Raw genomic sequence first — 21,495 nt, forward strand, 5'->3', positions numbered from 1 at the left:
TTTTAAGTTAGTTGAAGGACTCCATCAAGCTGTTGAAGGATTTCTGGATGTAAGTGATGTGTAACCATGATAAGCGTTTTATCCTTTTGCTGGATAAGTAAATTTTCTATTTTTAGCATCGTTTCTTGGTCTAATCCGGATGTACTTTCATCCAATAAAAGAATAGGTTTATCATGTAAAAGGGCACGGGCAATAGAAAGTCGTTGAAGTTGTCCGCCAGATAATAGACTGCCTTTGTCACCTATCTTTGTATTTAATCCGTCTGGAAGCTGAGTGATTACTTGTTTTAAATCAAGAGCCTCTAAAATTTTATATATGTAGTCGACCGATAATTCTTCTCCAAAAGTCAAATTTTCTAAAATAGTACCCTCAATTTGGCTATCGTGCTGATTAATATAAATCATATCTTGATAAAGTGAATCATAATCTACATCTAAAATACTATTTTTTCCATACCGTATAGTACCTTGATAATGTCTATTTTTACCTGCTAATAGATTCAACAAAGTAGATTTACCTGAACCACTATTTCCAGTAATGGCATATTTTCCTCCTATCTTAAACCGATATGATAAACCAGTAAATAATGGATTCTCTTGATAGACAAAACTAATATTTTCTAGGCTTAATTCGTCTATAGGTGTTAGATTTTGAGAAATATAATGAGCTGGTTCTAGTGTCTCAAATTTATCGAAAATAGGCTTACTACTCTTGATAATGGCAAGATACTGGCTAATGTTACTTACTGTATTAAAAATATCACCAGCTAAAGAAGCAGTTGCTGATAAAGAACCAATTGTGACGATTTGTTGAACTGCTAAATAACCAGTCAAAGCATAAAGAGAGAACTGACTCAATATATTTCCTAGACCGCTTATCACAGTCACCCAACCAATCTCTTTCTGATAATTATTTTTTTCTTGAGCTAGATGATCTGATGCCTCTTCTGTCTTCCTGATAATATAAGAAAACTTTCGATAAGAAAAAATTGTATCATAGGCCATTAAATAGTTACCGATCTTCTGTATGAATTCCTCATTTGCTTGAGCCACTTGACGAGTGGTACCTTCCATCCTCCCAGAAAATAATTTTGGGATAAAAAGTAACACAAAAACCAGACTCGCCGTTAAAGCAATTAATGACCAATGCATAGTTAGGAGAGCAATTCCAGATGTTATGGCATTAATAATTCCTCCTATCAAGGCATACAGGGGAACCAAAGACTGTTTTTCGATTAAGTCCATATCATTGGTGAACCAAGAAACATATGATTGAGATTCCTTAGACTTGAAATCTTCATAGCTAATTTGGCTAATTTTTTTCAGTACTTTAACCCTTAGAAAGGTTGTTTGCTGCTGAATTAATTTGCTCTGATATCTTATTTTTAAGTAAGTCATTCCTAGCATTATCAAATAGGCCAACAATAAATAGCCCATCGCCTGCAAAAAATTGATAAGATTTAAGCTAATGAGCGCATCTAAAATTAAAATTTGCATTAAGCTAGTCGCCGTTAGCGCGAGCGCATTACCTAACAAGATGACTATCATCAGGAGATTTTCCTTCCAAAAATGTTTGATAAGCTGTTTCATTTATATTCCCTACTTTCTCTTTATGTCAAATTTCTATTTTGTTTCACATTTACATTATTAATTCTATCGCTTAAACTATAATCATAGATAAAAATGTCGTATACGACATAAAGGAGAGAGAGCAGATGGAAATTGGTGAAGCTCTATATTATTATCGTAAAAAATTAGGCCTAACAATGGAAGAAATGTCCGTCGGTATCGTGACTCCTTCGTTTTACTCGAAGGTAGAAAAAGGTATCCACCGTATTTCAGCTGAAGATTTGTTTAATATTCTTAATACACATGGCATTGATATCACAAAGTTTGTAAGATCTGTTAATATTTCAACCGATTCACTCGGTTTTGATCGCGCGCAGCATCAAATTCTTCAATACTATACACGCTATCAAAGTCAAAATCTAATTCAGTTGAAAAATCAATTCCAAGGTGATAATAGTCTTAATCAACTTGAGAAAGATTTACTTACGGCAATTGTTGATGTCTATCTGGCCGACTTAAACGATGATATATCCATGGTTGCAGAAAATGCCAAACATTTTCTGCAAGATAAGCTTTTCAACGCTGAAAACTGGGATAGCTATAAATTATCTTTATATACTAATATTATGGATCTATATGACCTAGAAGCTAACCGTCAAATGATTTTTTCTATACTTCGAAAAAACTTGGATGCTTATACAAGTAAACAACGAATGATGATATTAGCAATTCTTAATAATTTTATTTATACTTGTATCAGAGAGAATGAAGATGAATTAGCTCGCTACTGTCTAACAATCATAAATAAAGAAGTTACTTTATACGAAAATCTTCCAGAAAAAATACATGCGCTATTTTACCAAGAACTATTAGCCTATCGAGCTACTCCACACTCTTTACATGTCGACAAAATTGAACGCATCATTGATTCTCTTAGTCTATATGGACTCGAGGAGACTAGTCATCAATTTCGTAAATTCTATGAAGAAAATAAAAGCTGTGAATGATTGCATTCACAGCTTTTATTCATTACCCAATTTCTAATTCTAACTTCATTCGATTCTTCACTGTGGTTGCCTACTTCCAATCTATTAGGTAAGACTAGAAATCACAATGAATAGATAAGTGATTTTTAAATTCGATCACCTTGATATGACACTAGTATATCCTCCATATGGTTGATATTTTAAAATACGGCTAATTCGAATAATAATTGTCGAATACGAAAAAACCTTATTCCCAAGTAAATCGATAGGAATAAGGTTTTTATATATTTTTTATTTAACCCAAGTCACTAACTGATCCAGTGGCTGGCGAGTTTTTTGAGGGACTGAACCAAGGCCATAGCCGAAAGCCACCATGACAGAGACACCCCATTCACTAGGATCTAATAGGCCACGTTCAGTTAACAAATCAGTCACTGCCTGACGATTGAAACCTTCCATAGCCAGAGAATCAATTCCTCGCAAGGCTGCAACCTGCATCATCTGTGCTAGTGCAAGATAGGATTGCTTGCTAGCCCAATCGAAAGTGGCCCGTTCAGTGCTCAATAAGTCGAAATCTTCCTTCTGGAAGGTCTCGAAGCGTTGTTGCTTAAGTTCACGGAAATCCTCCGGCAGTCCTTGAACTTCCCGCATCATGTAATCAATATAAGGCGCATCATAGCGTAAACTTGCCTGCGTACGCGATAAAATGATGACAAAATGACTAGCTGATGCTAAAGCTTTCTGAGCACCTAGGGCGATAGGAGCCAAGGCTTGCTTGAGTGACTCCGATTCAATGACTAAAAAGTGCCAAGGCTCAAAACCATACGAACTAGGGGCTAATTGGCCTGCTTCTAAAATCAAATGGAAATCCTGGTCAGAAATCTTACGATTAGGGTCATAGTCACGACAAGCATAACGTCGCTTAAGTAAATCTCGAATAGCTTCTGGGGTCATAATATAGTCCTTTCTTTAGGTAGCTTACTATAGATAAGAAGAAAGGCCGCTTCTGGTTCAGAAGCGGCCTGTTAAGGTCTCATAATTATTGAGCCAGACGTTTGCGTCCTTTTTGGCGGCGACGTTTTAAGACGTTACGGCCGTTTTTAGTGCTCATACGTTTACGGAAACCATGCACTTTTTTACGTGTACGTTTCTTTGGTTGGTAAGTTCTCTTCATGCGATCCACCTCCTGCTGCATTCTTATGTAGAGTACTAGATTAGTTTAATGAAGTTAGGGCTGAAAGTCAAGGATTTTTGTAACTTTTGCTAAACTTTCTCTGTCCTAAGTAGGCACTGAATCCGACTTACTGTGCACAAATGTGTGGATAAGTATCATACCTTGTGCATAAGTCTTAACTCTATCCACAAGGTATTTTTGATTTATCCACATTTTTAAACTTATGCACATTTTAGCGACTTATGCACAGAAATAAGTTGATAATTGCCACAAAAGCTTATATAATAAGGTTTGTATGACTTTCACTTATGCACACCTAACTGTGATTTTCTCTCTAAATGGACTTTATCCACACTATTCATGCACCTGTGGATAAGTTTCCGTTCATATGTGGATAGAGGGACTTATCCACAGAAACTAGAGATAGCAAGCCGATTATGCTATAATAGAAGTGATTGATTCTGCTTATGAAAGAGGTGACCCCGTCAATGGAAGAGAAAGAGCTCTTTTGGCAAGAACTCCTAGAATATATTCGCCACTATGGTGGTTTAGACGAAAAGACTTTTGAAGCTTTCGTTTCTAGTGCTGACATCATGGAATTAACAGAAAACTCCTTTAAACTGCGCGTTCCCAATAGTCTTATTCGCAACTTCTGGGAACAGGGGAAGCTTAAGAATGTCGTAGTAGATTTTTCCTTATCTACCTTTGGTCGTCAGTACCAAGCTAAATATGTAGTGTCTCCTTCTAAGCAACAGATAAACACCCAAGTAGTCCAGACGCCAGTCCATATTTCTCCCTTGGAGATGGAACCCAATGAACCGAGTTCTTATAGTCGCTCCCAATTAAATCCTAACTATACCTTCTCTAATTTCGTCATTGGGGAGGCCAATAAAATGGCCCATGCGGCGGCCTTGACCGTCTGTGATGCGCCGGGAGAAACTTACAACCCTTACCTGATTTATGGGGGCGTTGGGCTAGGTAAAACCCACCTCATGCAAGCTATCGGGAACGAAATTCTTAGTCGCCAACCGCATGCCAAGATTAAGTATGCCACGACAGAGTCCTTTACTAATGACTTTATTACAGCTTTAGAGAAAAACACAATCGAAGAATTCCGCCATATGTACCGGAAGATTGATGTGCTCTTAATTGATGATATTCAGTTTTTAAGTAATAAGAACAAGACGCGCGAGGAGTTCTTCCATACCTTCAATGAACTCTATAATCACGGAAAACAGATTGTGATGACCTGTGACCGCCTGCCAAGTTCCTTAAGTGGCTTAGAAGATCGACTGATTAGTCGCTTTGCTTGGGGCTTGCAGATTGATATTACGCCGCCAGACTTTGAAACGCGGATTGCCATCTTACGTAAGAAGGCAAGTAATGAATTCTCGGCCGATACCCTGCAATATATCGCCAGCCATGTAAATACCAATATCCGGGAACTAGAAGGTGCCTTGACGCGGGTCACAGCCTATGCGACTATCCACAACCGTGAGATTACCACTAATTTAGCGGCCGAAGCACTATCCAGTCTCCTCAATGGGACTCCAACCACAGGCGATAAGCTATCCATTGATGAGATTGTCACCCAGGTTGGTCGCTACTATAATGTCGAAATTGATGAATTAAAGGGCAAGAAACGGACCAAGGAAATCGTTCATCCCCGGCAAGTTGCCATGTATCTCTGTCGTGAATTAACGGATGTCTCCTTCCCAAAAATTGGCGAAGCCTTCGGCAAACGTAATCACACCACCATTATCCATGCCTATGAGAAAATCAATGACGAATTACAACATAATGCTCGACTCAAACAGGAGCTCAGCGAGCTCAAACAAAAACTAGGTCAGTAAGCTTGTTGATAAGTCTAAACACTTGTGGATAATTATGCACAGGGTTTTCCACATGTAAAAATCCCTTTATCTTCCCACTCAAGACAGTCTTCCACAGAATCCACAAGCCTTATGATGAAGAAGACTATATATATTTATCTTATTATATTTATGAATAAAAGGAGTCGACCCACTATGCATTTTTCGATTAACCGTGATTACTTCATTAATCAACTCAACCATGTAGCGCGGGCTATTCCAGGTAAAGCAGCTATTCCTGTCTTAACTGGGATGAAGTTAGAACTAAAATCAGATCGTCTGATTTTAACCGGTAGTGACGCTAGCATTTCCATTGAAAGTGTCATTGAAACGAGCCAAGAGGCAGCCCAACTTCAAGTTACCACACCAGGTAGTATTGTCTTATCAGCTCGTCTCTTCATTGATATTGTACGTAAGCTACCAACTAATCAAGTAGAAATTCAAGTCCAAGACCACTATAATGTCCAATTGACATCAGGTAAAGCAGTCTTTACCATCCAAGGGGTCGACAGCAGCCAATACCCTGTCTTACCTGAAACAGATGAAGATAAACCTGTCACCTTACCAGGTTTACTATTTAAGAAGTTAATCAATCAGACCATCTTCTCTGCCTCTAACCAAGAAAATCGTCCAATTTTAACTGGTTTGAACCTGTCCTTCCATGACGGTTATTTGACTGGGGTAGCAACCGATAGTCATCGCTTGAGTAAGCGTGATATCCCAATTAAGGACCTTAATCCAAGTCTCAAGGGGCTTAATATTACTATTCCTAAGAAAACGGTAATTGAGTTGACTCGTATCTTAGATGACGAGTCCAATGTGACTTTCTATGTCATGGCTCAGCAATTGGTTTTCCACTTTGATAATTTGGTTATTTACTCTCGCCTCTTAGAAGGGACTTTCCCAGATACTAGCCGCCTAATCCCAACTACCTACAATACAGAATTAACCGTTAACACCCAATCCTTCAGCCAAGCTTTGGAGCGGGCAGCTCTCCTAGTTCATGTGGCTAAGTCTAATGTGGTTCAACTTAAAATGAGTCAAGGTAGTGTGGCGCTCCTAGTACAAGGTATCTCAATTGGTCAGTCTACCGAAGAGTTAAGCTATGATAGTTTAGAAGGGGACGACCTAACGATTGCCTTCAACCCTGATTACATGCGTGATGCCGTTAAATCCTTTGGCGATACCACCATTAAATTAGGCTTTATCTCAGGTGAGCGGCCATTATTACTGCGTGAAGATAAAGTTGAAGAAGGTCACAATGACTTAATCCAACTCTTAACGCCAATCCGTACTCACCACGCTTAAAATCTAAAACTAAAAAAAAGCGCCTTTTTAGGCGTTTTTTTATTTAGCTAACTATGGGGCTTATTTGCCAGAAAAATTGCTTAAATCGACAAAAAAGAGTATAATTAGAGGGTAAAGGTCTAAAATCAAGATAGGTTAAGGTGATAAAATGGCAAGACAAGAAATAAGCATTGAGTCAGATTTCATTACCCTAGGACAGGTATTGAAAAATGAAGGCATCATTGCAACAGGTGGCCAGGCTAAATGGTTTCTGTCAGAAGAAAAGGTCTTGGTGAATCAGGAGCAAGAAACACGCCGAGGGCGCAAGCTCTATCCAGGGGATCAGGTCACCATTCCGGCTTTGGATTTCGATGCCTTGATGGTTGCAGATGAAGCTTAAAACCTTAAAGTTAAGCCATTTTCGTAATTACCAAGGAATTGAGCTTTGTCTAGGACCGGGTTTAACTATTCTGACAGGTGAAAATGCCCAGGGTAAGACTAACCTCTTAGAATCGATTTTTCTCTTGTCTTTGGCTAAAAGTCACCGAACGAATCATGACAGCGAGATGATTGAGTGGGACCAAGAACAAGCAAGGATTGAAGCGGTCATCGAGACCAAAAACTATGAAATTCCCCTGGCCTTAACCTTGACTAAAAAAGGTAAGGTAGCCCAAGTGAATTATCTAGATCAATCGAAGCTTAGCCATTTTGTGGGGCAATTCAATACGGTCTTGTTTGCGCCAGAAGACATGCAGTTAATTAAGGGGGCGCCTAATTTACGGCGTCGTTTCTTAGACATCGAGTTAGGTCAAGCCAATCCTATTTATCTTAATCACCTCTTAACCTACCAGCGTTTGCTTAAACAGCGTAATAGCTACCTCAAGCAGGAGGGGCGGGGCAAGAAATTCGATCAAGTCTTCTTTGAAATTTTGACTGAGCAACTTTGCCAAGAGGGCGCTCATTTAATTCAATATCGTATGGAATTTCTTGAAAAATTAGGGCAAATTGCTAGTCCAATCCATCAGAATCTGTCCAATGGTCGTGACCAGTTGCGGCTTGAATATATCAATGGTAGCCAAGTTTATCAACCTTTATCCTTAGAGGAAAGAATCAAGCAACTCCTCGATCAAGCTAGCACTTATGCCAGTCGTGAGCGTGATCAGGGGACGACCTTGTTTGGGCCTCATCGCGATGATTTTATGACCTATGTAAATGATAAAAAAGCCCAATTCTTCGGATCTCAAGGTCAGCAACGAACCATTGTCTTGAGTTTAAAACTGGCTGAAATTGAGCTCATTAAACAAGCACGAGGCGAATATCCCGTTCTACTCTTAGATGATGTCTTGTCTGAGCTAGATGATGATCGCCAACATATTTTGATGTCTTATATTAAAGATAAGGTCCAAACCATCCTGACGACTGCGACGATTAAGGGCCTTAAACTACATCAGTTGCCTCATGCCGAGATTTTCTATATCTCAGCAGGTAACATCAGTAAAGGAGAACATTATGACGGAACAAATGCAATCACCCCAACAGTATGATGCGGGTCAGATTCAGGTCTTAGAAGGTTTAGAAGCCGTCCGCAAGCGTCCCGGTATGTATATCGGGTCTACCTCGATTGTTGGTTTACACCATTTAGTTTGGGAAATTGTGGATAACTCAATCGACGAAGCCTTGGCTGGTTATTGTGACCATATCGAAGTAACCATTGAAGCTAATAATAGTATTACCGTTCAAGATAATGGGCGGGGGATTCCTGTTGATATTCAACCTCAAACAGGCCGTCCAGCGGTTGAAACAGTCTTTACGGTCCTCCATGCCGGTGGTAAATTTGGCGGTGGCGGTTACAAGGTGTCGGGGGGGCTCCATGGTGTGGGGGCATCTGTCGTAAACGCCTTGTCTACTGAATTAACTGTTCAAGTTTCGCGTGACGGGAAACTCTATCAACAACGTTACCACCGTGGAGCCGTTGAAGGCGACCTCGAAGTAATCGGGCAAGCAACAGAAACTGGGACCAAGGTCAACTTCTTACCAGACCCTGCTATCTTTACTGAGACTACGGTTTTTGAATACGAGCGTTTGAAGAAGCGAATTCGCGAGTTAGCCTTCCTTAACAAAGGTTTGCGGATTACCATTGAAGATAAGCGTCTAGATCAAGAAGAAAAAGATAGCTTCCACTATGAAGGTGGGATTAAGAGCTACGTACAACATCTCAATCAGCATAAGACGCCAATTTTTGAAGAACCAATTTATATTGAAGGCGAAGTCGATGATATCCAAGTCGAAATTTCCATGCAGTATACGGATAGTTATCATACAACCATTCTGTCCTTTGCTAACAATATTCATACCCATGAAGGGGGTTCTCACGAAGCAGGCTTTAAGACGGGTTTAACGCGTGTAATCAATGATTACGCTCGTAAGATGAACTTAATCAAGGAGAATGACGAGAACCTAACCGGGGAAGATGTCCGTGAAGGCTTAACCTTGGTTCTCTCTATCAAACACCCAGATCCTCAATTTGAGGGGCAAACCAAGACCAAATTAGGTAACTCTGAAGTACGGGCCATCACAGACCGACTCTTCTCCAATGGTTTTGATGTTTACCTTATGGAAAATCCTAAAGTGGCACGTATTATTGTCGATAAAGGGATTTTAGCGGCTAAGGCTCGTATGGCGGCTAAACGTGCACGGGAAATGACAAGACGTAAGTCAGTCATGGAAATTAGTAACCTACCGGGTAAATTAGCTGACTGTTCTAGCCGTGAAGCCGAACTCTGCGAATTATTTATTGTCGAGGGGGACTCAGCCGGCGGTTCAGCTAAGCAGGGTCGTTCGCGTATGTACCAAGCTATTTTGCCTATTCGTGGTAAAATCCTCAACGTTGAAAAAGCATCAATGGATAAAATCCTCAATAACGAAGAAATTCGTTCTCTCTTTACTGCCATGGGAACAGGCTTCGGGGGAGAATTCGATGTTGCCAAAGCCCGTTATCATAAACTTATTCTGATGACCGATGCGGATGTCGATGGGGCTCACATCAGAACCCTACTCCTGACCTTGATTTATCGCTATATGCGTCCACTTTTAGATGCAGGTTATGTTTATATTGCTAAACCACCGCTCTATCAAGTCAAACAAGGTAAGCGTGCTATTTACCTAGATACTGATGCAGAACTCAAGGAGTGGCAAGAAGAAAATCCAAACGCGCGCTACACCATTCAGCGCTATAAGGGTCTTGGGGAAATGAACGAAGACCAATTATGGGAAACAACCATGAATCCAGAAAATCGCCGTATGTTACAGGTGACGGTGGAAGATGCTATTGAAGCAGAAGCCGTCTTGGAAATGTTGATGGGTGACGATGTAGAACCACGGCGGGCCTTCATTGAAGATAATGCTGTCTATGTCGAAAACCTTGATATCTAGCAGGCTGCGACAAGGAGAAAGGAACTAATAGTATGAGTGAAAGCTTTGATCATACACCGCATAATTATGAGGTAGTCAATCTCTCTAACGAGATGCGGACTTCCTTCCTAGATTATGCTATGAGCGTCATCGTTTCTCGGGCCTTGCCTGACGTACGTGACGGACTTAAGCCGGTTCACCGCCGTATTCTCTACGGGATGAATGAAATGGGAGTTACTCCGGATAAACCTTATAAGAAATCTGCTCGTATCGTCGGGGACGTTATGGGTAAATATCACCCACACGGGGACTCGGCGATTTATGAAGCCATGGTCCGGATGGCTCAACCTTTTAGTTATCGGGAACTGCTAGTTGATGGGCATGGTAACTTTGGTTCTGTTGATGGCGACGGGGCAGCGGCGATGCGGTATACTGAAGCGCGTATGTCTAAGATTGCCATGGAAATGCTCAAGGATATCAATAAGGATACCGTTGATTTCAAGGACAATTATTCTCAAGAAGAAAAAGAACCTGTAACTCTTCCCTCGCGTTTCCCTAACGTCTTAGTTAACGGGGCCGCCGGGATTGCGGTCGGGATGGCAACCAATATTCCGCCTCATAACTTAGGCGAAACCATTGATGCCCTCAGTCTCTTGATGAAAAATCCAGATGTGTCCGTTAATGAGCTGATGGAAGCTTTACCTGGACCTGACTTCCCAACAGGTGGGATTGTCATGGGAAAATCAGGGATCCGCAAGGCCTATCAAACGGGTAAAGGCAAGATTATTGTTCGAAGCCGCGTCGAAATCGAGCAAATGGCCCATGACAAGGAACGAATTGTTGTGACCGAGATTCCCTATGGGGTCAACAAGGCTAAGTTAGTAGAGCGGATTGCCGAATTAGCTCGGGAGAAGAAAATTGAAGGGATTACCTATGTGGCCGATGAATCTGGTCGTGAAGGTATGCGGATTGTCGTAGAAGTACGACGCGACACCAGTGCCAATGTCGTGCTTAACAATCTCTATAAATATACCGCCCTTCAAGTTACATTTGGCTTCAATATGCTAGCCATCGACAAGGGCGTTCCAAAGATTATGAGTCTCAAGGAAATCTTGACCAAGTATTTGGAATACCAAATCGAAGTTATTCGTCGTCGGACTGAGTTTGAAAAACGCAAAGCCGAAGATCGTGCTCACATCTTAGAAGGTTTGCGTAAGGCGTTAGACTTTATTGATGAGATTATTGCCATTATTCGTGGCTCTCACGATACAGAAGTAGCCAAGGCTCAGTTAATTGAACGTTTTGAATTCTCGCCAATTCAGGCCCAAGCAATCCTAGACATGCGTCTGGCTCGCTTGACTGGTTTGGAACGTGAGAAGATTGAAGCAGAATATAACGATTTGATGGAATTAATTCGTCGCTTAACTGAAATTTTGAGTTCAGAAGCCAACATTATGGCTATTATTGAAGACGAATTGGCAGATATCAAGAATCGCTTCCCAGGTGAGCGCCGGACGGAATTACGTGTTGGCGAATTGACCAGCATCGAAGATGAAGACTTGATCGAGGAAGAAGATGTCTTGATTGCCTTGACCTCTAATGGTTACATCAAACGTATGACCCAGGATGAATTCCAAGTCCAAAACCGTGGTGGCCGTGGGGTCAAAGGCATGGGGATGAGTGATAACGACAATATCCAAACCCTCGTTTCCTGCTCGACTCACGATAGCCTACTTTTCTTCACTAATAAAGGTAAGGTCTATCAAAGTAAAGGTTATGATATTCCTGAATATGGTCGGACTGCCAAGGGGATTCCAGTGGTCAACCTCCTCAATATCGAGAAGGAAGAATACGTTAAGGAAATCATTGTCCTTCATCCAAGTGATGAAGATCAATACCTCTTCTTCGTCACTAAGAATGGGATTGTGAAGCGTTCTGATGTCAGCGCCTATGCTAACATCCGGAATAATGGTTTGATTGCCCTTAACATGCGCGAAGACGATGAATTAATCAACGTCCTAGTCACAAATGGTCAGCAAAACATTATTATCGGTAGTCACAATGGTTATGCTATGACTTTCGCGGAAACAGATGCCCGTATTATGGGCCGGACAGCGACTGGTGTACGTGGGATGAAACTGCGTGAGGGTGACTATGTTGTTGGGGCTGCCGTCTTAAATCCTGAATCCAATGTTTTAGTTGTAACCGAGCGTGGTTATGGGAAACAAACCCCAGCTAGCGAGTATGCTGTTAAGAACCGAGGCGGTAAAGGGATTAAGACCTCTAATATTTCTGCAAAATCCGGTCAGCTTGCTGGTATTGTATCGACTGAAGGTGATGAAGACCTCATGGTGATGACAGATCAAGGGGTTGTGATCCGCTTCAATATTGCTAGCATCTCTGTCACTTCACGCGCTACCCTTGGGGTTAAAATGATTCGTCTAGATGATGGCGCTAAGGTAAGTTCTATTACCAAGATTATGAAGACAGGTGAAGAAACTCAAGAGCTAGCTGAAACAGAAGTAGATACTGAAGAAGCCAAGGATGACTCGGATTCTGAAGAAGAATAAGAAGTTCAATCAAGAAGTTGGATCCCTTTATTGGGAGCCAACTTTTTTTGTTGTCTTAGCATGATTTGACATGATAGTTAAGAAAGGATAAGATTAAGACTTAGAGAAAGGTTTTGAGAGAGGAGGATTATCCCATGAAAACTTGGCAACAAGTCTGGACTCTGGTCGGTACAAAATTTAAGCAGAGTTTTACGTCTGTCAAAATAGCACCTATGATATATATAACGATTTTATATCCAGTAATAATGAATTTCATTCTTCCAAACGATGTGAGTCCGATAGAACGACAAGCCTTTTTGATGATTATGTTTTTTTCCTTTTTAGGTAGCGTGTCTCCCATTACGCTTACTATGTTGAATTTAACTGAGGATAAGGAGCATAAAACTTTACGTATTTTATTAGATAGTCATGTTAGGCCTTGGGTTTATTTACTGTCCCTAGTAATTATGACACAGATTACTATGTGGGTGACAGTAATGATAAGCCTTCCTTTATTGAACCTAGATTATCAGTATTTAGGCTCTATTTTTGGGATGATTTTCCATTTTAGTATGTGCTTTCTAATTTCTAGTATCTTGGGATTGATTTTTGGTTTAATATTTGATCGGTCTGCAACAGCAAATGCTGCTAGTATGGTTCCCATGTTAGCCATAGCCTTTATTCCTTTATTTAGTAGAATGAATGACCATTTAGCAGGATTGATGCCTTATTTTTATACTGGACGTGCCAATGCCTGGTTACTTCATTTAGATTATGGCGGTTTGGGGATGGATCTGTTGGTTGATGGCGTGTGGCTACTAGCTAGTCTGATTGTTTTGACTATTTGTTATCGACAAAAACGGAATCGACTCTATCTATAAAAGGAGGATGAGCCCATGAAGTTATGTGAATGGCAAGATGTGATGAAGCAGTCGCAGAATGGCATGTTACTCAAGGATTTGAATTTTAGTATTGAAGCAAGGCAGCATCTAGGAATCAAATTTACGCAAGATGAACGGCAAATCTTCTATGAGCTTTTGGTGGAGCGTGAGCGACCAACTAGCGGTCAAATCAACCGCAGTTTTAGGTCGATGGCAAGCTGTCGCTTAGATGACGGACTCTATGAAGGTCAGACAGTTAAAGTAGCTGTCACTCTTTTTAGTCGTTTGACTGGCTATGCTGGTAGCTTATCTGAGCTCTATGAAGCTTTTGCCTTATCGGATTTAATAAACTACCGCATTAAGGATTTGACGATTGATCAGCGCTATCGTTTGCAACTGCTACGTGCTACTCTTAAGCAACCGGATTTGCTCTACCTAGAAAGTCCAATTTCGCTACTAAGTCATGACGGTGTAGGTCTCTATCTTAGGGCTTTGGATTATCTCAAGTCTCTCCCCCTAACCCTATTGATTACAGCTACCTCGCTAGAAGAATTAGTCCTCCTTAATATTAAGACCTATCGTTACCAGGTTCAAGATGGATTAGAATTGGTAGATGTCTCAGAGGAAGAATCGGATTCAGAAGGTAAGGAAGCAGAGGAATTAACGGCGACTGAACTCAACCGCGTCTTTAAGGTTGCCTGCAAACTCAGTGATAAAACTGTTTACTTTAATCCAAATGAAATAGACTATATTGAAAGCATTAATAGCGTATCAACCGTTCAAGTTAATGGCGATTCTTATCCGACTGCCATGACCTTGTCTGACTTAGAAGATAAGTTGAAGCATTTCGGATTCTTCAGATGTCATCGATCTTACCTGGTTAATCTTCAGCGAATTAACGAATTGGTGTCCTATTCTAAGAATTCTTACACCCTGATTCTCAAAAAACCCAAAGAAACGCTCTTACCTCTATCACGCAGTCGATTGGACTCTTTGCGACAATTGATTGAATTATAGCCATTTCTGAGGTACCATTCATCCCATTTTTTCCACACTTGGGCCGAGTGGGCCTCTTTTTGACTTTTTGGCCGTACGTTTGGGCGATTTTTTACGTCAAAAGTCAAAAGTCGGTGTAGACTATAGTCATCAAAGCAAATACCAGAAGGAGGCAGTCACATGTCACACACATCTGTTATCGAGGTGCACGACCTCGTCAAACAATTTAAAAACCAAACCGCGCTCAATCATTTAGATTTTTCAGTTGAATCTGGAGAAATTTTTGGATTTTTAGGACCATCAGGTGCAGGTAAAACAACCACCATTAAAATCTTAACTGGTCAACTACTAGCTAGTTCAGGTGAAACTAAATTATTAGGAATAGCAACGGATGCTCTGACCCAAGATATCTATCAGGAAGTCGGAATCGTTACGGATAACTCAGGTCTCTACGAAAATGTTTCTGTCTATCATAATATGAAGTTTTTCGCCGATCTACTTAAGGTTGATAAGAAGCGGATTGACTTCTTACTTGAACGCGTTGGATTGGCTCAAGATAAGAAGAAACTTGCCCGCCGTTTATCGAAAGGGATGCGTCAGCGTCTAGTATTGGCCCGTGCCCTTCTCCATTCGCCTAAGGTGCTCTTCCTAGATGAACCAACTTCCGGTTTGGATCCAGCAACTGCTCAAGCCATTCATAAGTTGTTGAAGGAAGTACAGGCTGAAGGAACCACCATCTTCCTAACAACACATAATATGGAAGAAGCGACTAAACTCTGTGATCGAGTGGCTCTCCTCAATGACGGGAAGATTGTCTCACTTGATACACCAAGAAATACTTGCTTAAACTTTAAGCGAGAACGCAAGTTAGAAGTTGGCTTAAAAGATAAAAGCCAGGTAATCATTAATCAAGACCCAGCAGGGATTGCCCAACTGAATGAATGGTTAAGCCAAGACCTAGTCGAAACCATCCATTCCAATGAACCAACGTTAGAAGAAGTATTTATTGCTAAGACAGGGAGAGAATTACTATGATGAACTTACACAAAATCTGGACTATTTCAAAATTCAAAATCTACCAAATCGTTGTTAATATGCAGATTTTACCTATTTTGTTAATGGGTATGATTATGCCGGTTGCTATGAATTTTATCTTGCCTCGGACAGATGAATTTGCTCAAGGGAATGTTCGCAGTATCATGATTATTTCCATGGGCTTCATCTTTATCGCAGGGATGGGGAGTGCCATGACCGGTATGATGAGTTTGGTTGAGGAAAAGGAAAAGAAAACCCTGCGGGTGTTGATGACTTCAACTGTAACAAGCTTAGAATTTCTTATTGCTACCCTACTGCCAACAGTTGTTCTTTTATTACTTCTTAGTTATCTCTTGATTCCTTTATCAGGTATGAGTTTTTCTGATCTATCTCTTCTTAAGTATGGGATTGTCAGCTTATCAACCATTGTTTCCGGATCTATTATTGGGTTTATTTCAGGAATTTTCGCTAAAAATTCATCTGAGGCTACTGCCTACAGTATTTTCCCTTTGATGATTTTAATCTTCGTTCCTTTCTATTCCATGTTTAGTGAGCCTTTGGCAAAAGTTGCGCCTTATCTATACACTAACTTCTTCTTCAGTTGGTCGCGTAACTTTTCTGATGCTAGCTTACCTATGCGTGAGGTCTTGGTATCCTTGGCTTGGTTGCTAGGTCTTAGTCTGGTTTTCGTTTTACTCTATCGTCGCAATGGATTAGAAAAAGAATAGGAGGAAACTCTTATGTCATGTACTCGTCCTAAGCGACTAATCAATATGGTCTTGCTGCTTGTCCTTATGTTAAGCCTTTTGATAGAAGTCACGATAGGATCAAGCACCAGCCTTTGGTTGTCTATTTTAGGCAATCCCTACTTGCAGCGTGCCATCGCCATGGCCATCATTGGAAATTTTTGCTATAAGTTGTGTCGTCAGGAATGCTAAGTAACTCTATCCCCCTTTTCTGGGGGGATATTTTTGTTAAGAGGCTTATGGGAGATTCTTCTGATTATAGCTTGCAATTCTTGCTAGGATCGCGTATAATTAATAGATGTGAGTATGTGACTATTTCCATACTCTCCTTGCTCTTAATGAGCCAATAGTCCAAAAGGAGGTGCAGTCAATGAGTCAAGCAACTAAATACGAAATCTTGTACATCATCCGTCCTGATTTAACAGATGATGCTAAGAAAGAATTGGTCGAGCGTTTCGATTCAATCTTAACTGAGAACGGTACTGAAGTTGTTGAGTCGAAAGACTGGGCGAAAAAACGTTTTGCTTACGAAATCAACGACTACAAAGAAGGTATTTACCATATCGTGAATGTTGTCGCTGAAAACGCACAAGGCATTAACGAGTTCGACCGTCTTGCGAAAATCAACCGTGACATCTTACGTCACATGATCGTCAAAGTCGAAGCTTAATTGTTTCACGTGAAACATTTTGAGGGAGGAACCAACATGAATACTGTACAATTAGTCGGACGTTTAACCCGTGATGTTGAATTACGTTTTACCTCATCTGGCACTGCAGTCGGTTCTTTCACCATTGCGGTTAACCGTAATTTTACTAACCAACAAGGTGAACGTGAAGCAGACTTCATTTCGTGTGTGATTTGGCGGAAGGCAGCTGAGAACTTGGCTAACTTTACGCGCAAAGGTTCCTTGATTGCTATCGATGGACGTCTTCAAACACGTTCATACGATAACCAACAAGGTCAACGAGTATATGTAACCGAAGTGGTTGTTAACAACTTCGACTTGCTAGAATCTCGTTCTGTGACTGAACAACGCCCTGTCTCTAGTCCAAACACTAATCACCAAGCAGGTGCTTATGGTGCAGGTGGAGGCCAAGGATACCAATCACAGCCACAAATGAATCAAAATAACTATAATCAATCATTTTCTTCATCAAGTACCTCTCCATTCATGGATGAAGGTCACCCAATTGATATTTCTGAAGATGATTTACCATTCTAAGAATTAAGAAGGAGTATGACATATGGCTGAACAACAACAACGCCGTGGCGGCCGTCGCCGTCGTAGAAAAGTATGTTTCTTCTGCGCAAACCATATTGATCATCCTGACTACAAAGACGTAGATTTACTCAAACGTTTCATTTCTGAAAAAGGGAAAATCTTACCACGTCGTGTAACTGGGACTTGCGCGAAGCATCAACGTGCTTTAACCGTTGCTATTAAACGTGCACGGATTATGGGTCTTTTACCATTTACTGTTCAAGACTAATTTTTATTGACTAGAACTTCGGTTCTAGTCTTTTTTGTTTCACGTGAAACATTCTTCGTCAACTAGAGAAAGAAGGATAAATGTGGTAAAATAGAAGAGGACAAAACTATTAGGAGGTGGACAGTGAAAAAAGATAGAATAAGGCAGTTTATAAAACTGTTGGATCGTTCCTCAATGAAGTGGCCAGTATTGTTTTTTACCGTCTTTTATCTCTCTATCATTCTAGCAACGCTTGCTTATATGCCCTGGATAGCACTTCTAATGCTAGTGTTAATGTTCTTATTCATAATGATTGGATTTAATCATTTTGAACGCTACATGCGATATTTAGAGCAGCAGTACTCTAGTGTGGCACCAACCTTGCACTTAGCGCAAGAAGATGCCTTGTATCGCGCCCCCATAGCTGTGCTAATCTATAATGATAAACAAGAAGTAGCCTGGGTAAACCCAGAGTTTCAACATCATTATGGAAGTCTACAACTTCTGGGTCAGCCCCTTGCTAAGTTACATCCAGGTTTAGGAGAAATTGTAAATCAAGAAAACCCGGAAAAACACTGGCAGACAATTGAGATAAACCAAAAGTACTATCGCTATTTACATCAGCCATCCTATCAGGCTATTTACTTTATTGATCAAACACCTGAACATGAGATGGTGGCTCAAAGGGCTTATGATCGTTTAGTGTTTGGTTACCTGCTTATTGACGAATACGACGAATTAGTACAGTCTATGGATGATAGTGAGACTTCGCTCTTTGATGCTAAACTATTAAATGGTTTGCGAGAATGGGCTAATCAATTCAACCTTTATCTCAAACGTTTAGAAGATGATCGGTTTTTAATCTTAGCTAATCAAGCAGCCCTAGAGGTGTTGGAGAAGGATAAATTCAAAACGCTAGAAAGCATAAAAGAAACGGAAGCTAAACAGTCAATCCCTGTATCGATAAGTGTAGGGCTTGCATACTCAGAGGACACCTATTATGGTCTTGATCAACTAGCCAATCAAGCTCAACTTAATGTAGAGTTAGCTTTAGCACGTGGGGGTGATCAGACTGTAGTTCGCTCACACAACGGCCAAGCCCGTTTTTATGGTGGTAAGTTGAACGTTAACCAAAAACGCTCAATTACACGTTCTAAATTGGTTTATCAGGCCTTACTGACCTCTGTCGAACAAGCCAACCGTGTGATTATTGCGGGCCATAAATATCCTGATATGGATGCTGTTGCGGCAGCCCTAGGGATTCATAAAATCGTGAGCCAACAAGGAAAATTTGCTAGAATTATCCTTGATCGTCAAGAGTTATCTGATGATGTGGCTCAGCTTCTTGAATTTCCTGCAATCAAGAATGAGGCCTCCAATCTATTCATTAGCTTAGAGGAAGCTCAAGAGATTGTTGATAATCGTACTCTCCTTGTCATGGTAGATCACCACAGACCTAGTTTATCTGCTGCTGGCCCACTAGTGAATGAGCATGAGGTGGTCATCATTGATCATCACCGACGAAGTGAAGATTTCCCTGCTAAGCCTGTCCTAACCTTCATTGAGCCTTATGCCTCATCAACGTCAGAATTAGTGACGGAATTCTTCATTTATATGCGAAACAGTCACGAAACGTTAAATAAAACAGAAGCGACGGCTCTCTTAGCAGGTATTATTGTGGATACTAATAACTTTGCCAGTCGCACAGGGTCGAGAACTTTTGATGCAGCAAGTTATCTTAAGTCTCGTGGTGCTAATGAACATTTAATTCAGCAGCTGCTTAAGGAAGACCTTAAGCGATTGTTAGAGCGCAACGAGATTATAGCTCAAGCCCATTATATCGGTGAAGATATTATTGTAGCTAAGGCTCAAGAGGGAAAAGTTTATGACAATGTGACAGCCTCTCAAGCAGCGGATGTCATGCTGACACTTAAAAAAGTAGAAGCTTCTTTTGTTATATTTGAGCGCCCTGATCAAACAATCGGGATTAGTGCCCGTTCCATGGGTGGGCTTAATGTCCAGACCTTGATGGAAGAAATGGGTGGAGGTGGCCATTTGACTACTGCTGCGACTCAAATAAAGGAATCAAGTCTTGATCAAGTCTATCAAGACTTGCTAGAGACCATTCAACGTAATAAGGAGGAAAGTTGATGAAAGTAATCTTACTACAAGACGTAAAAAAACAAGGAAAAAAGGGTCAATTGATTGAAGTATCGGAGGGCTATGGCCGTAACTTCTTAATCAAGAATGGCTTAGCTAAACTTGCTGATAATGCCGCAGTTAATCAATTAAATGCCGAAAATAAAGCTAAGGCTCGCTTAGAGGCTGAAGAATTGGCTCAAGCAAAAGACCTTAAAGAAAAACTAGAAGATGAAAAAACTGTGATTGTAATTAAAGCCAAGTCAGGCGCAGATGGTCGTCTCTTTGGGACTATCCCATCGAAACAAATCGCTGAAGAACTAAAAAAACAGTATGACCTGAGCATTGATAAACGCAAGATTCAATTAGAACAAAACCTAGCTTCCTTAGGCTACCACCATGTAGCAGCTAAGTTACACCATGACGTGACCGCCAAACTTAACGTTCATGTTGTCGAAGCCTAAGTTATATCTTAAAGGGATTGACTAGATCAGTCCCTTTTTTGTTTCACGTGAAACATTCGATCTAAACAGAGGCAAAAATAGGCAGCTATCAGTTGCTATTTTTCCAGATATACGGTAAAGTAAATAGTGGTTGTGAAACTTTTTTGTTTCACGGATTATTCACAAGAAAGAAGGCTCTCATCCATGAATCCAGAGACATTTATAGCCCAATGCGCCGCACATGGACTGGTGCTGAATGATCAGCAAATTGCCCAATTTGAGCGCTATTTTCAACTCTTGGTTGAGTGGAATGAGAAGATGAACTTGACGGCGATTACCCAGCGTGAGGAAGTCTACCTCAAGCATTTTTATGACTGCTTAATGGCTCTATGGAATATGCCCTTGGATAATTACGCCCTCCAACTCTGTGATGTTGGGGCCGGTGCAGGATTTCCAAGTATCCCATTAAAAATCGCGCATCCAGAGTTACAAGTGACTATTGTCGATTCGCTTCAAAAGCGTCTAACCTTCATTGAACATTTGGCTGAGGAACTTGGCTTAGAAGGGGTATCCTGTGTCCATGGACGTGCTGAAGATGTAGGACAAAATCCTGTCTATCGAGGGCAGTTTGACTTAGTAACAGCCCGAGCGGTCGCAAGCTTGAATGTTCTAGCAGAATACTGCCTTCCTTTAGTTAAGATTGGAGGCCAGTTTTTAGCGTTAAAAGCACAGAAATCTGACCAAGAGTTAGAAGAAGCTAGGGCTGCTATCAGCATTCTGGGAGCTAAACTAATCAAGGTAACGGAAGACCAGTTACCCGTTGAGTCAGCAGACCGCCGTTATATTCTGATTCAAAAAACAAAAGAGACGCCTAATAAGTATCCACGTAAGGCAGGTAAACCTGCGAAGAATCCAATTAAAGCCTAGGAGGTAAGCT

General features: G+C 40.8%; 20 protein-coding genes. 17 read left to right on the forward strand and 3 right to left on the reverse strand.

The window, feature by feature from the left end:
• Nucleotides 1-2: 2 nt before the first annotated feature.
• Nucleotides 3-1,589: an ATP-binding cassette domain-containing protein gene (locus GCWU000182_RS09360; RefSeq protein ID WP_023392571.1), complete on the reverse strand. Its 1,587-nt coding sequence runs from the start codon at nucleotides 1,587-1,589 to the stop codon at nucleotides 3-5.
• 125 nt (nucleotides 1,590-1,714) lie between these two features.
• Between GCWU000182_RS09360 and GCWU000182_RS09365 the strand changes: the two genes are divergently transcribed.
• The gene (locus GCWU000182_RS09365; RefSeq protein WP_023392572.1) at nucleotides 1,715-2,575 is read left to right on the forward strand and encodes a helix-turn-helix domain-containing protein; all 861 of its coding nucleotides are present in this window, start codon (nucleotides 1,715-1,717) and stop codon (nucleotides 2,573-2,575) included.
• A 270-nt stretch (nucleotides 2,576-2,845) separates the two neighbouring features.
• Here GCWU000182_RS09365 and GCWU000182_RS09370 read toward each other — a convergent pair whose 3' ends face one another.
• Together GCWU000182_RS09370 and rpmH are read right to left on the reverse strand one after the other, a co-directional pair.
• The gene (locus GCWU000182_RS09370) at nucleotides 2,846-3,508 is read right to left on the reverse strand and encodes an NAD(P)H-dependent oxidoreductase (protein WP_023392573.1); all 663 of its coding nucleotides are present in this window, start codon (nucleotides 3,506-3,508) and stop codon (nucleotides 2,846-2,848) included.
• 85 nt (nucleotides 3,509-3,593) lie between these two features.
• The gene (gene rpmH, locus GCWU000182_RS09375; RefSeq protein WP_023392574.1) at nucleotides 3,594-3,728 is read right to left on the reverse strand and encodes a 50S ribosomal protein L34; all 135 of its coding nucleotides are present in this window, start codon (nucleotides 3,726-3,728) and stop codon (nucleotides 3,594-3,596) included.
• A 488-nt stretch (nucleotides 3,729-4,216) separates the two neighbouring features.
• Between rpmH and dnaA the strand changes: the two genes are divergently transcribed.
• The 16 genes from dnaA to rsmG all read left to right on the forward strand — a co-directional run bounded on the left by dnaA (nucleotide 4,217) and on the right by rsmG (nucleotide 21,485).
• On the forward strand, nucleotides 4,217-5,581 hold the full coding sequence (dnaA, locus tag GCWU000182_RS09380) for a chromosomal replication initiator protein DnaA (protein ID WP_035364978.1): 1,365 nt from the start codon (nucleotides 4,217-4,219) through the stop codon (nucleotides 5,579-5,581).
• Nucleotides 5,582-5,755: 174 nt separating this feature from the next.
• Nucleotides 5,756-6,907, forward strand: a complete 1,152-nt coding sequence (gene dnaN, locus GCWU000182_RS09385; RefSeq protein WP_035364980.1) for a DNA polymerase III subunit beta — start codon at nucleotides 5,756-5,758, stop codon at nucleotides 6,905-6,907.
• Between the two features lie 148 nt (nucleotides 6,908-7,055).
• Nucleotides 7,056-7,286: a S4 domain-containing protein YaaA gene (gene yaaA / locus GCWU000182_RS09390; protein WP_023392577.1), complete on the forward strand. Its 231-nt coding sequence runs from the start codon at nucleotides 7,056-7,058 to the stop codon at nucleotides 7,284-7,286.
• Nucleotides 7,276-8,430 carry a DNA replication/repair protein RecF gene (gene recF, locus GCWU000182_RS09395; protein ID WP_023392578.1) on the forward strand — a complete coding sequence of 385 codons (1,155 nt, stop codon included), beginning with the start codon at nucleotides 7,276-7,278 and terminating at the stop codon, nucleotides 8,428-8,430. The genes yaaA and recF overlap by 11 nt, the downstream gene beginning before the upstream one ends.
• Nucleotides 8,396-10,318, forward strand: coding sequence for a DNA topoisomerase (ATP-hydrolyzing) subunit B (gyrB, locus tag GCWU000182_RS09400; protein WP_023392579.1), 1,923 nt, complete (start codon nucleotides 8,396-8,398; stop codon nucleotides 10,316-10,318). The genes recF and gyrB overlap by 35 nt, the downstream gene beginning before the upstream one ends.
• Nucleotides 10,319-10,350: 32 nt before the next feature.
• Nucleotides 10,351-12,867 carry a DNA gyrase subunit A gene (gene gyrA, locus GCWU000182_RS09405; protein ID WP_023392580.1) on the forward strand — a complete coding sequence of 839 codons (2,517 nt, stop codon included), beginning with the start codon at nucleotides 10,351-10,353 and terminating at the stop codon, nucleotides 12,865-12,867.
• Nucleotides 12,868-13,001: 134 nt separating this feature from the next.
• Nucleotides 13,002-13,727: an ABC transporter permease gene (locus GCWU000182_RS09410; protein ID WP_023392581.1), complete on the forward strand. Its 726-nt coding sequence runs from the start codon at nucleotides 13,002-13,004 to the stop codon at nucleotides 13,725-13,727.
• A gap of 15 nt (nucleotides 13,728-13,742) precedes the next feature.
• The gene (locus GCWU000182_RS09415; protein ID WP_023392582.1) at nucleotides 13,743-14,744 is read left to right on the forward strand and encodes a LytTR family DNA-binding domain-containing protein; all 1,002 of its coding nucleotides are present in this window, start codon (nucleotides 13,743-13,745) and stop codon (nucleotides 14,742-14,744) included.
• Between the two features lie 159 nt (nucleotides 14,745-14,903).
• Entirely contained in the window at nucleotides 14,904-15,758 is an 855-nt protein-coding gene (locus tag GCWU000182_RS09420) for an ABC transporter ATP-binding protein (RefSeq protein WP_023392583.1), read from the forward strand.
• Nucleotides 15,755-16,486: an ABC transporter permease gene (locus tag GCWU000182_RS09730; RefSeq protein WP_023392584.1), complete on the forward strand. Its 732-nt coding sequence runs from the start codon at nucleotides 15,755-15,757 to the stop codon at nucleotides 16,484-16,486. Before GCWU000182_RS09420 ends, GCWU000182_RS09730 begins: the two co-directional genes overlap by 4 nt.
• A gap of 388 nt (nucleotides 16,487-16,874) precedes the next feature.
• On the forward strand, nucleotides 16,875-17,174 hold the full coding sequence (gene rpsF / locus GCWU000182_RS09435) for a 30S ribosomal protein S6 (protein ID WP_023392585.1): 300 nt from the start codon (nucleotides 16,875-16,877) through the stop codon (nucleotides 17,172-17,174).
• Nucleotides 17,175-17,210: 36 nt separating this feature from the next.
• Nucleotides 17,211-17,729 (forward strand): single-stranded DNA-binding protein, encoded by a 519-nt coding sequence (gene ssb / locus GCWU000182_RS09440; protein WP_035364986.1) that lies wholly within the window; start codon nucleotides 17,211-17,213, stop codon nucleotides 17,727-17,729.
• Nucleotides 17,730-17,751: 22 nt separating this feature from the next.
• Complete coding sequence (rpsR, locus tag GCWU000182_RS09445) at nucleotides 17,752-17,997, forward strand: 30S ribosomal protein S18 (protein ID WP_023392587.1); 246 nt, start codon at nucleotides 17,752-17,754, stop codon at nucleotides 17,995-17,997.
• A gap of 123 nt (nucleotides 17,998-18,120) precedes the next feature.
• Nucleotides 18,121-20,127, forward strand: coding sequence for a DHH family phosphoesterase (locus tag GCWU000182_RS09450; protein WP_156905309.1), 2,007 nt, complete (start codon nucleotides 18,121-18,123; stop codon nucleotides 20,125-20,127).
• Nucleotides 20,127-20,579 carry a 50S ribosomal protein L9 gene (gene rplI, locus GCWU000182_RS09455; RefSeq protein WP_023392589.1) on the forward strand — a complete coding sequence of 151 codons (453 nt, stop codon included), beginning with the start codon at nucleotides 20,127-20,129 and terminating at the stop codon, nucleotides 20,577-20,579. Before GCWU000182_RS09450 ends, rplI begins: the two co-directional genes overlap by 1 nt.
• Before the next feature lie 183 nt (nucleotides 20,580-20,762).
• Nucleotides 20,763-21,485, forward strand: a complete 723-nt coding sequence (rsmG, locus tag GCWU000182_RS09460) for a 16S rRNA (guanine(527)-N(7))-methyltransferase RsmG (protein WP_023392590.1) — start codon at nucleotides 20,763-20,765, stop codon at nucleotides 21,483-21,485.
• Nucleotides 21,486-21,495 lie beyond the last annotated feature (10 nt).

Origin of the sequence: Abiotrophia defectiva ATCC 49176, from assembly GCF_000160075.2 — a bacterium.
GTDB lineage: Bacteria > Bacillota > Bacilli > Lactobacillales > Aerococcaceae > Abiotrophia > Abiotrophia defectiva.

Bases quoted from the DNA above. Each gene is read 5' to 3' on its own strand.
- GCWU000182_RS09420 (WP_023392583.1), top strand. From the start codon at position 14,904: ATGTCACACACATCTGTTATCGAGGTGCACGACCTCGTCAAACAATTT.
- rsmG (WP_023392590.1), top strand. From the start codon at position 20,763: ATGAATCCAGAGACATTTATAGCCCAATGCGCCGCACATGGACTGGTG.
- dnaA (WP_035364978.1), top strand. From the start codon at position 4,217: ATGGAAGAGAAAGAGCTCTTTTGGCAAGAACTCCTAGAATATATTCGC.
- rpsR (WP_023392587.1), top strand. From the start codon at position 17,752: ATGGCTGAACAACAACAACGCCGTGGCGGCCGTCGCCGTCGTAGAAAA.
- GCWU000182_RS09730 (WP_023392584.1), top strand. From the start codon at position 15,755: ATGATGAACTTACACAAAATCTGGACTATTTCAAAATTCAAAATCTAC.
- GCWU000182_RS09365 (WP_023392572.1), top strand. From the start codon at position 1,715: ATGGAAATTGGTGAAGCTCTATATTATTATCGTAAAAAATTAGGCCTA.
- GCWU000182_RS09415 (WP_023392582.1), top strand. From the start codon at position 13,743: ATGAAGTTATGTGAATGGCAAGATGTGATGAAGCAGTCGCAGAATGGC.
- rpsF (WP_023392585.1), top strand. From the start codon at position 16,875: ATGAGTCAAGCAACTAAATACGAAATCTTGTACATCATCCGTCCTGAT.
- rpmH (WP_023392574.1), bottom strand. From the start codon at position 3,728: ATGAAGAGAACTTACCAACCAAAGAAACGTACACGTAAAAAAGTGCAT.
- dnaN (WP_035364980.1), top strand. From the start codon at position 5,756: ATGCATTTTTCGATTAACCGTGATTACTTCATTAATCAACTCAACCAT.
- recF (WP_023392578.1), top strand. From the start codon at position 7,276: ATGAAGCTTAAAACCTTAAAGTTAAGCCATTTTCGTAATTACCAAGGA.
- ssb (WP_035364986.1), top strand. From the start codon at position 17,211: ATGAATACTGTACAATTAGTCGGACGTTTAACCCGTGATGTTGAATTA.
- GCWU000182_RS09410 (WP_023392581.1), top strand. From the start codon at position 13,002: ATGAAAACTTGGCAACAAGTCTGGACTCTGGTCGGTACAAAATTTAAG.
- yaaA (WP_023392577.1), top strand. From the start codon at position 7,056: ATGGCAAGACAAGAAATAAGCATTGAGTCAGATTTCATTACCCTAGGA.
- rplI (WP_023392589.1), top strand. From the start codon at position 20,127: ATGAAAGTAATCTTACTACAAGACGTAAAAAAACAAGGAAAAAAGGGT.
- GCWU000182_RS09360 (WP_023392571.1), bottom strand. From the start codon at position 1,589: ATGAAACAGCTTATCAAACATTTTTGGAAGGAAAATCTCCTGATGATA.
- GCWU000182_RS09370 (WP_023392573.1), bottom strand. From the start codon at position 3,508: ATGACCCCAGAAGCTATTCGAGATTTACTTAAGCGACGTTATGCTTGT.
- gyrA (WP_023392580.1), top strand. From the start codon at position 10,351: ATGAGTGAAAGCTTTGATCATACACCGCATAATTATGAGGTAGTCAAT.
- gyrB (WP_023392579.1), top strand. From the start codon at position 8,396: ATGACGGAACAAATGCAATCACCCCAACAGTATGATGCGGGTCAGATT.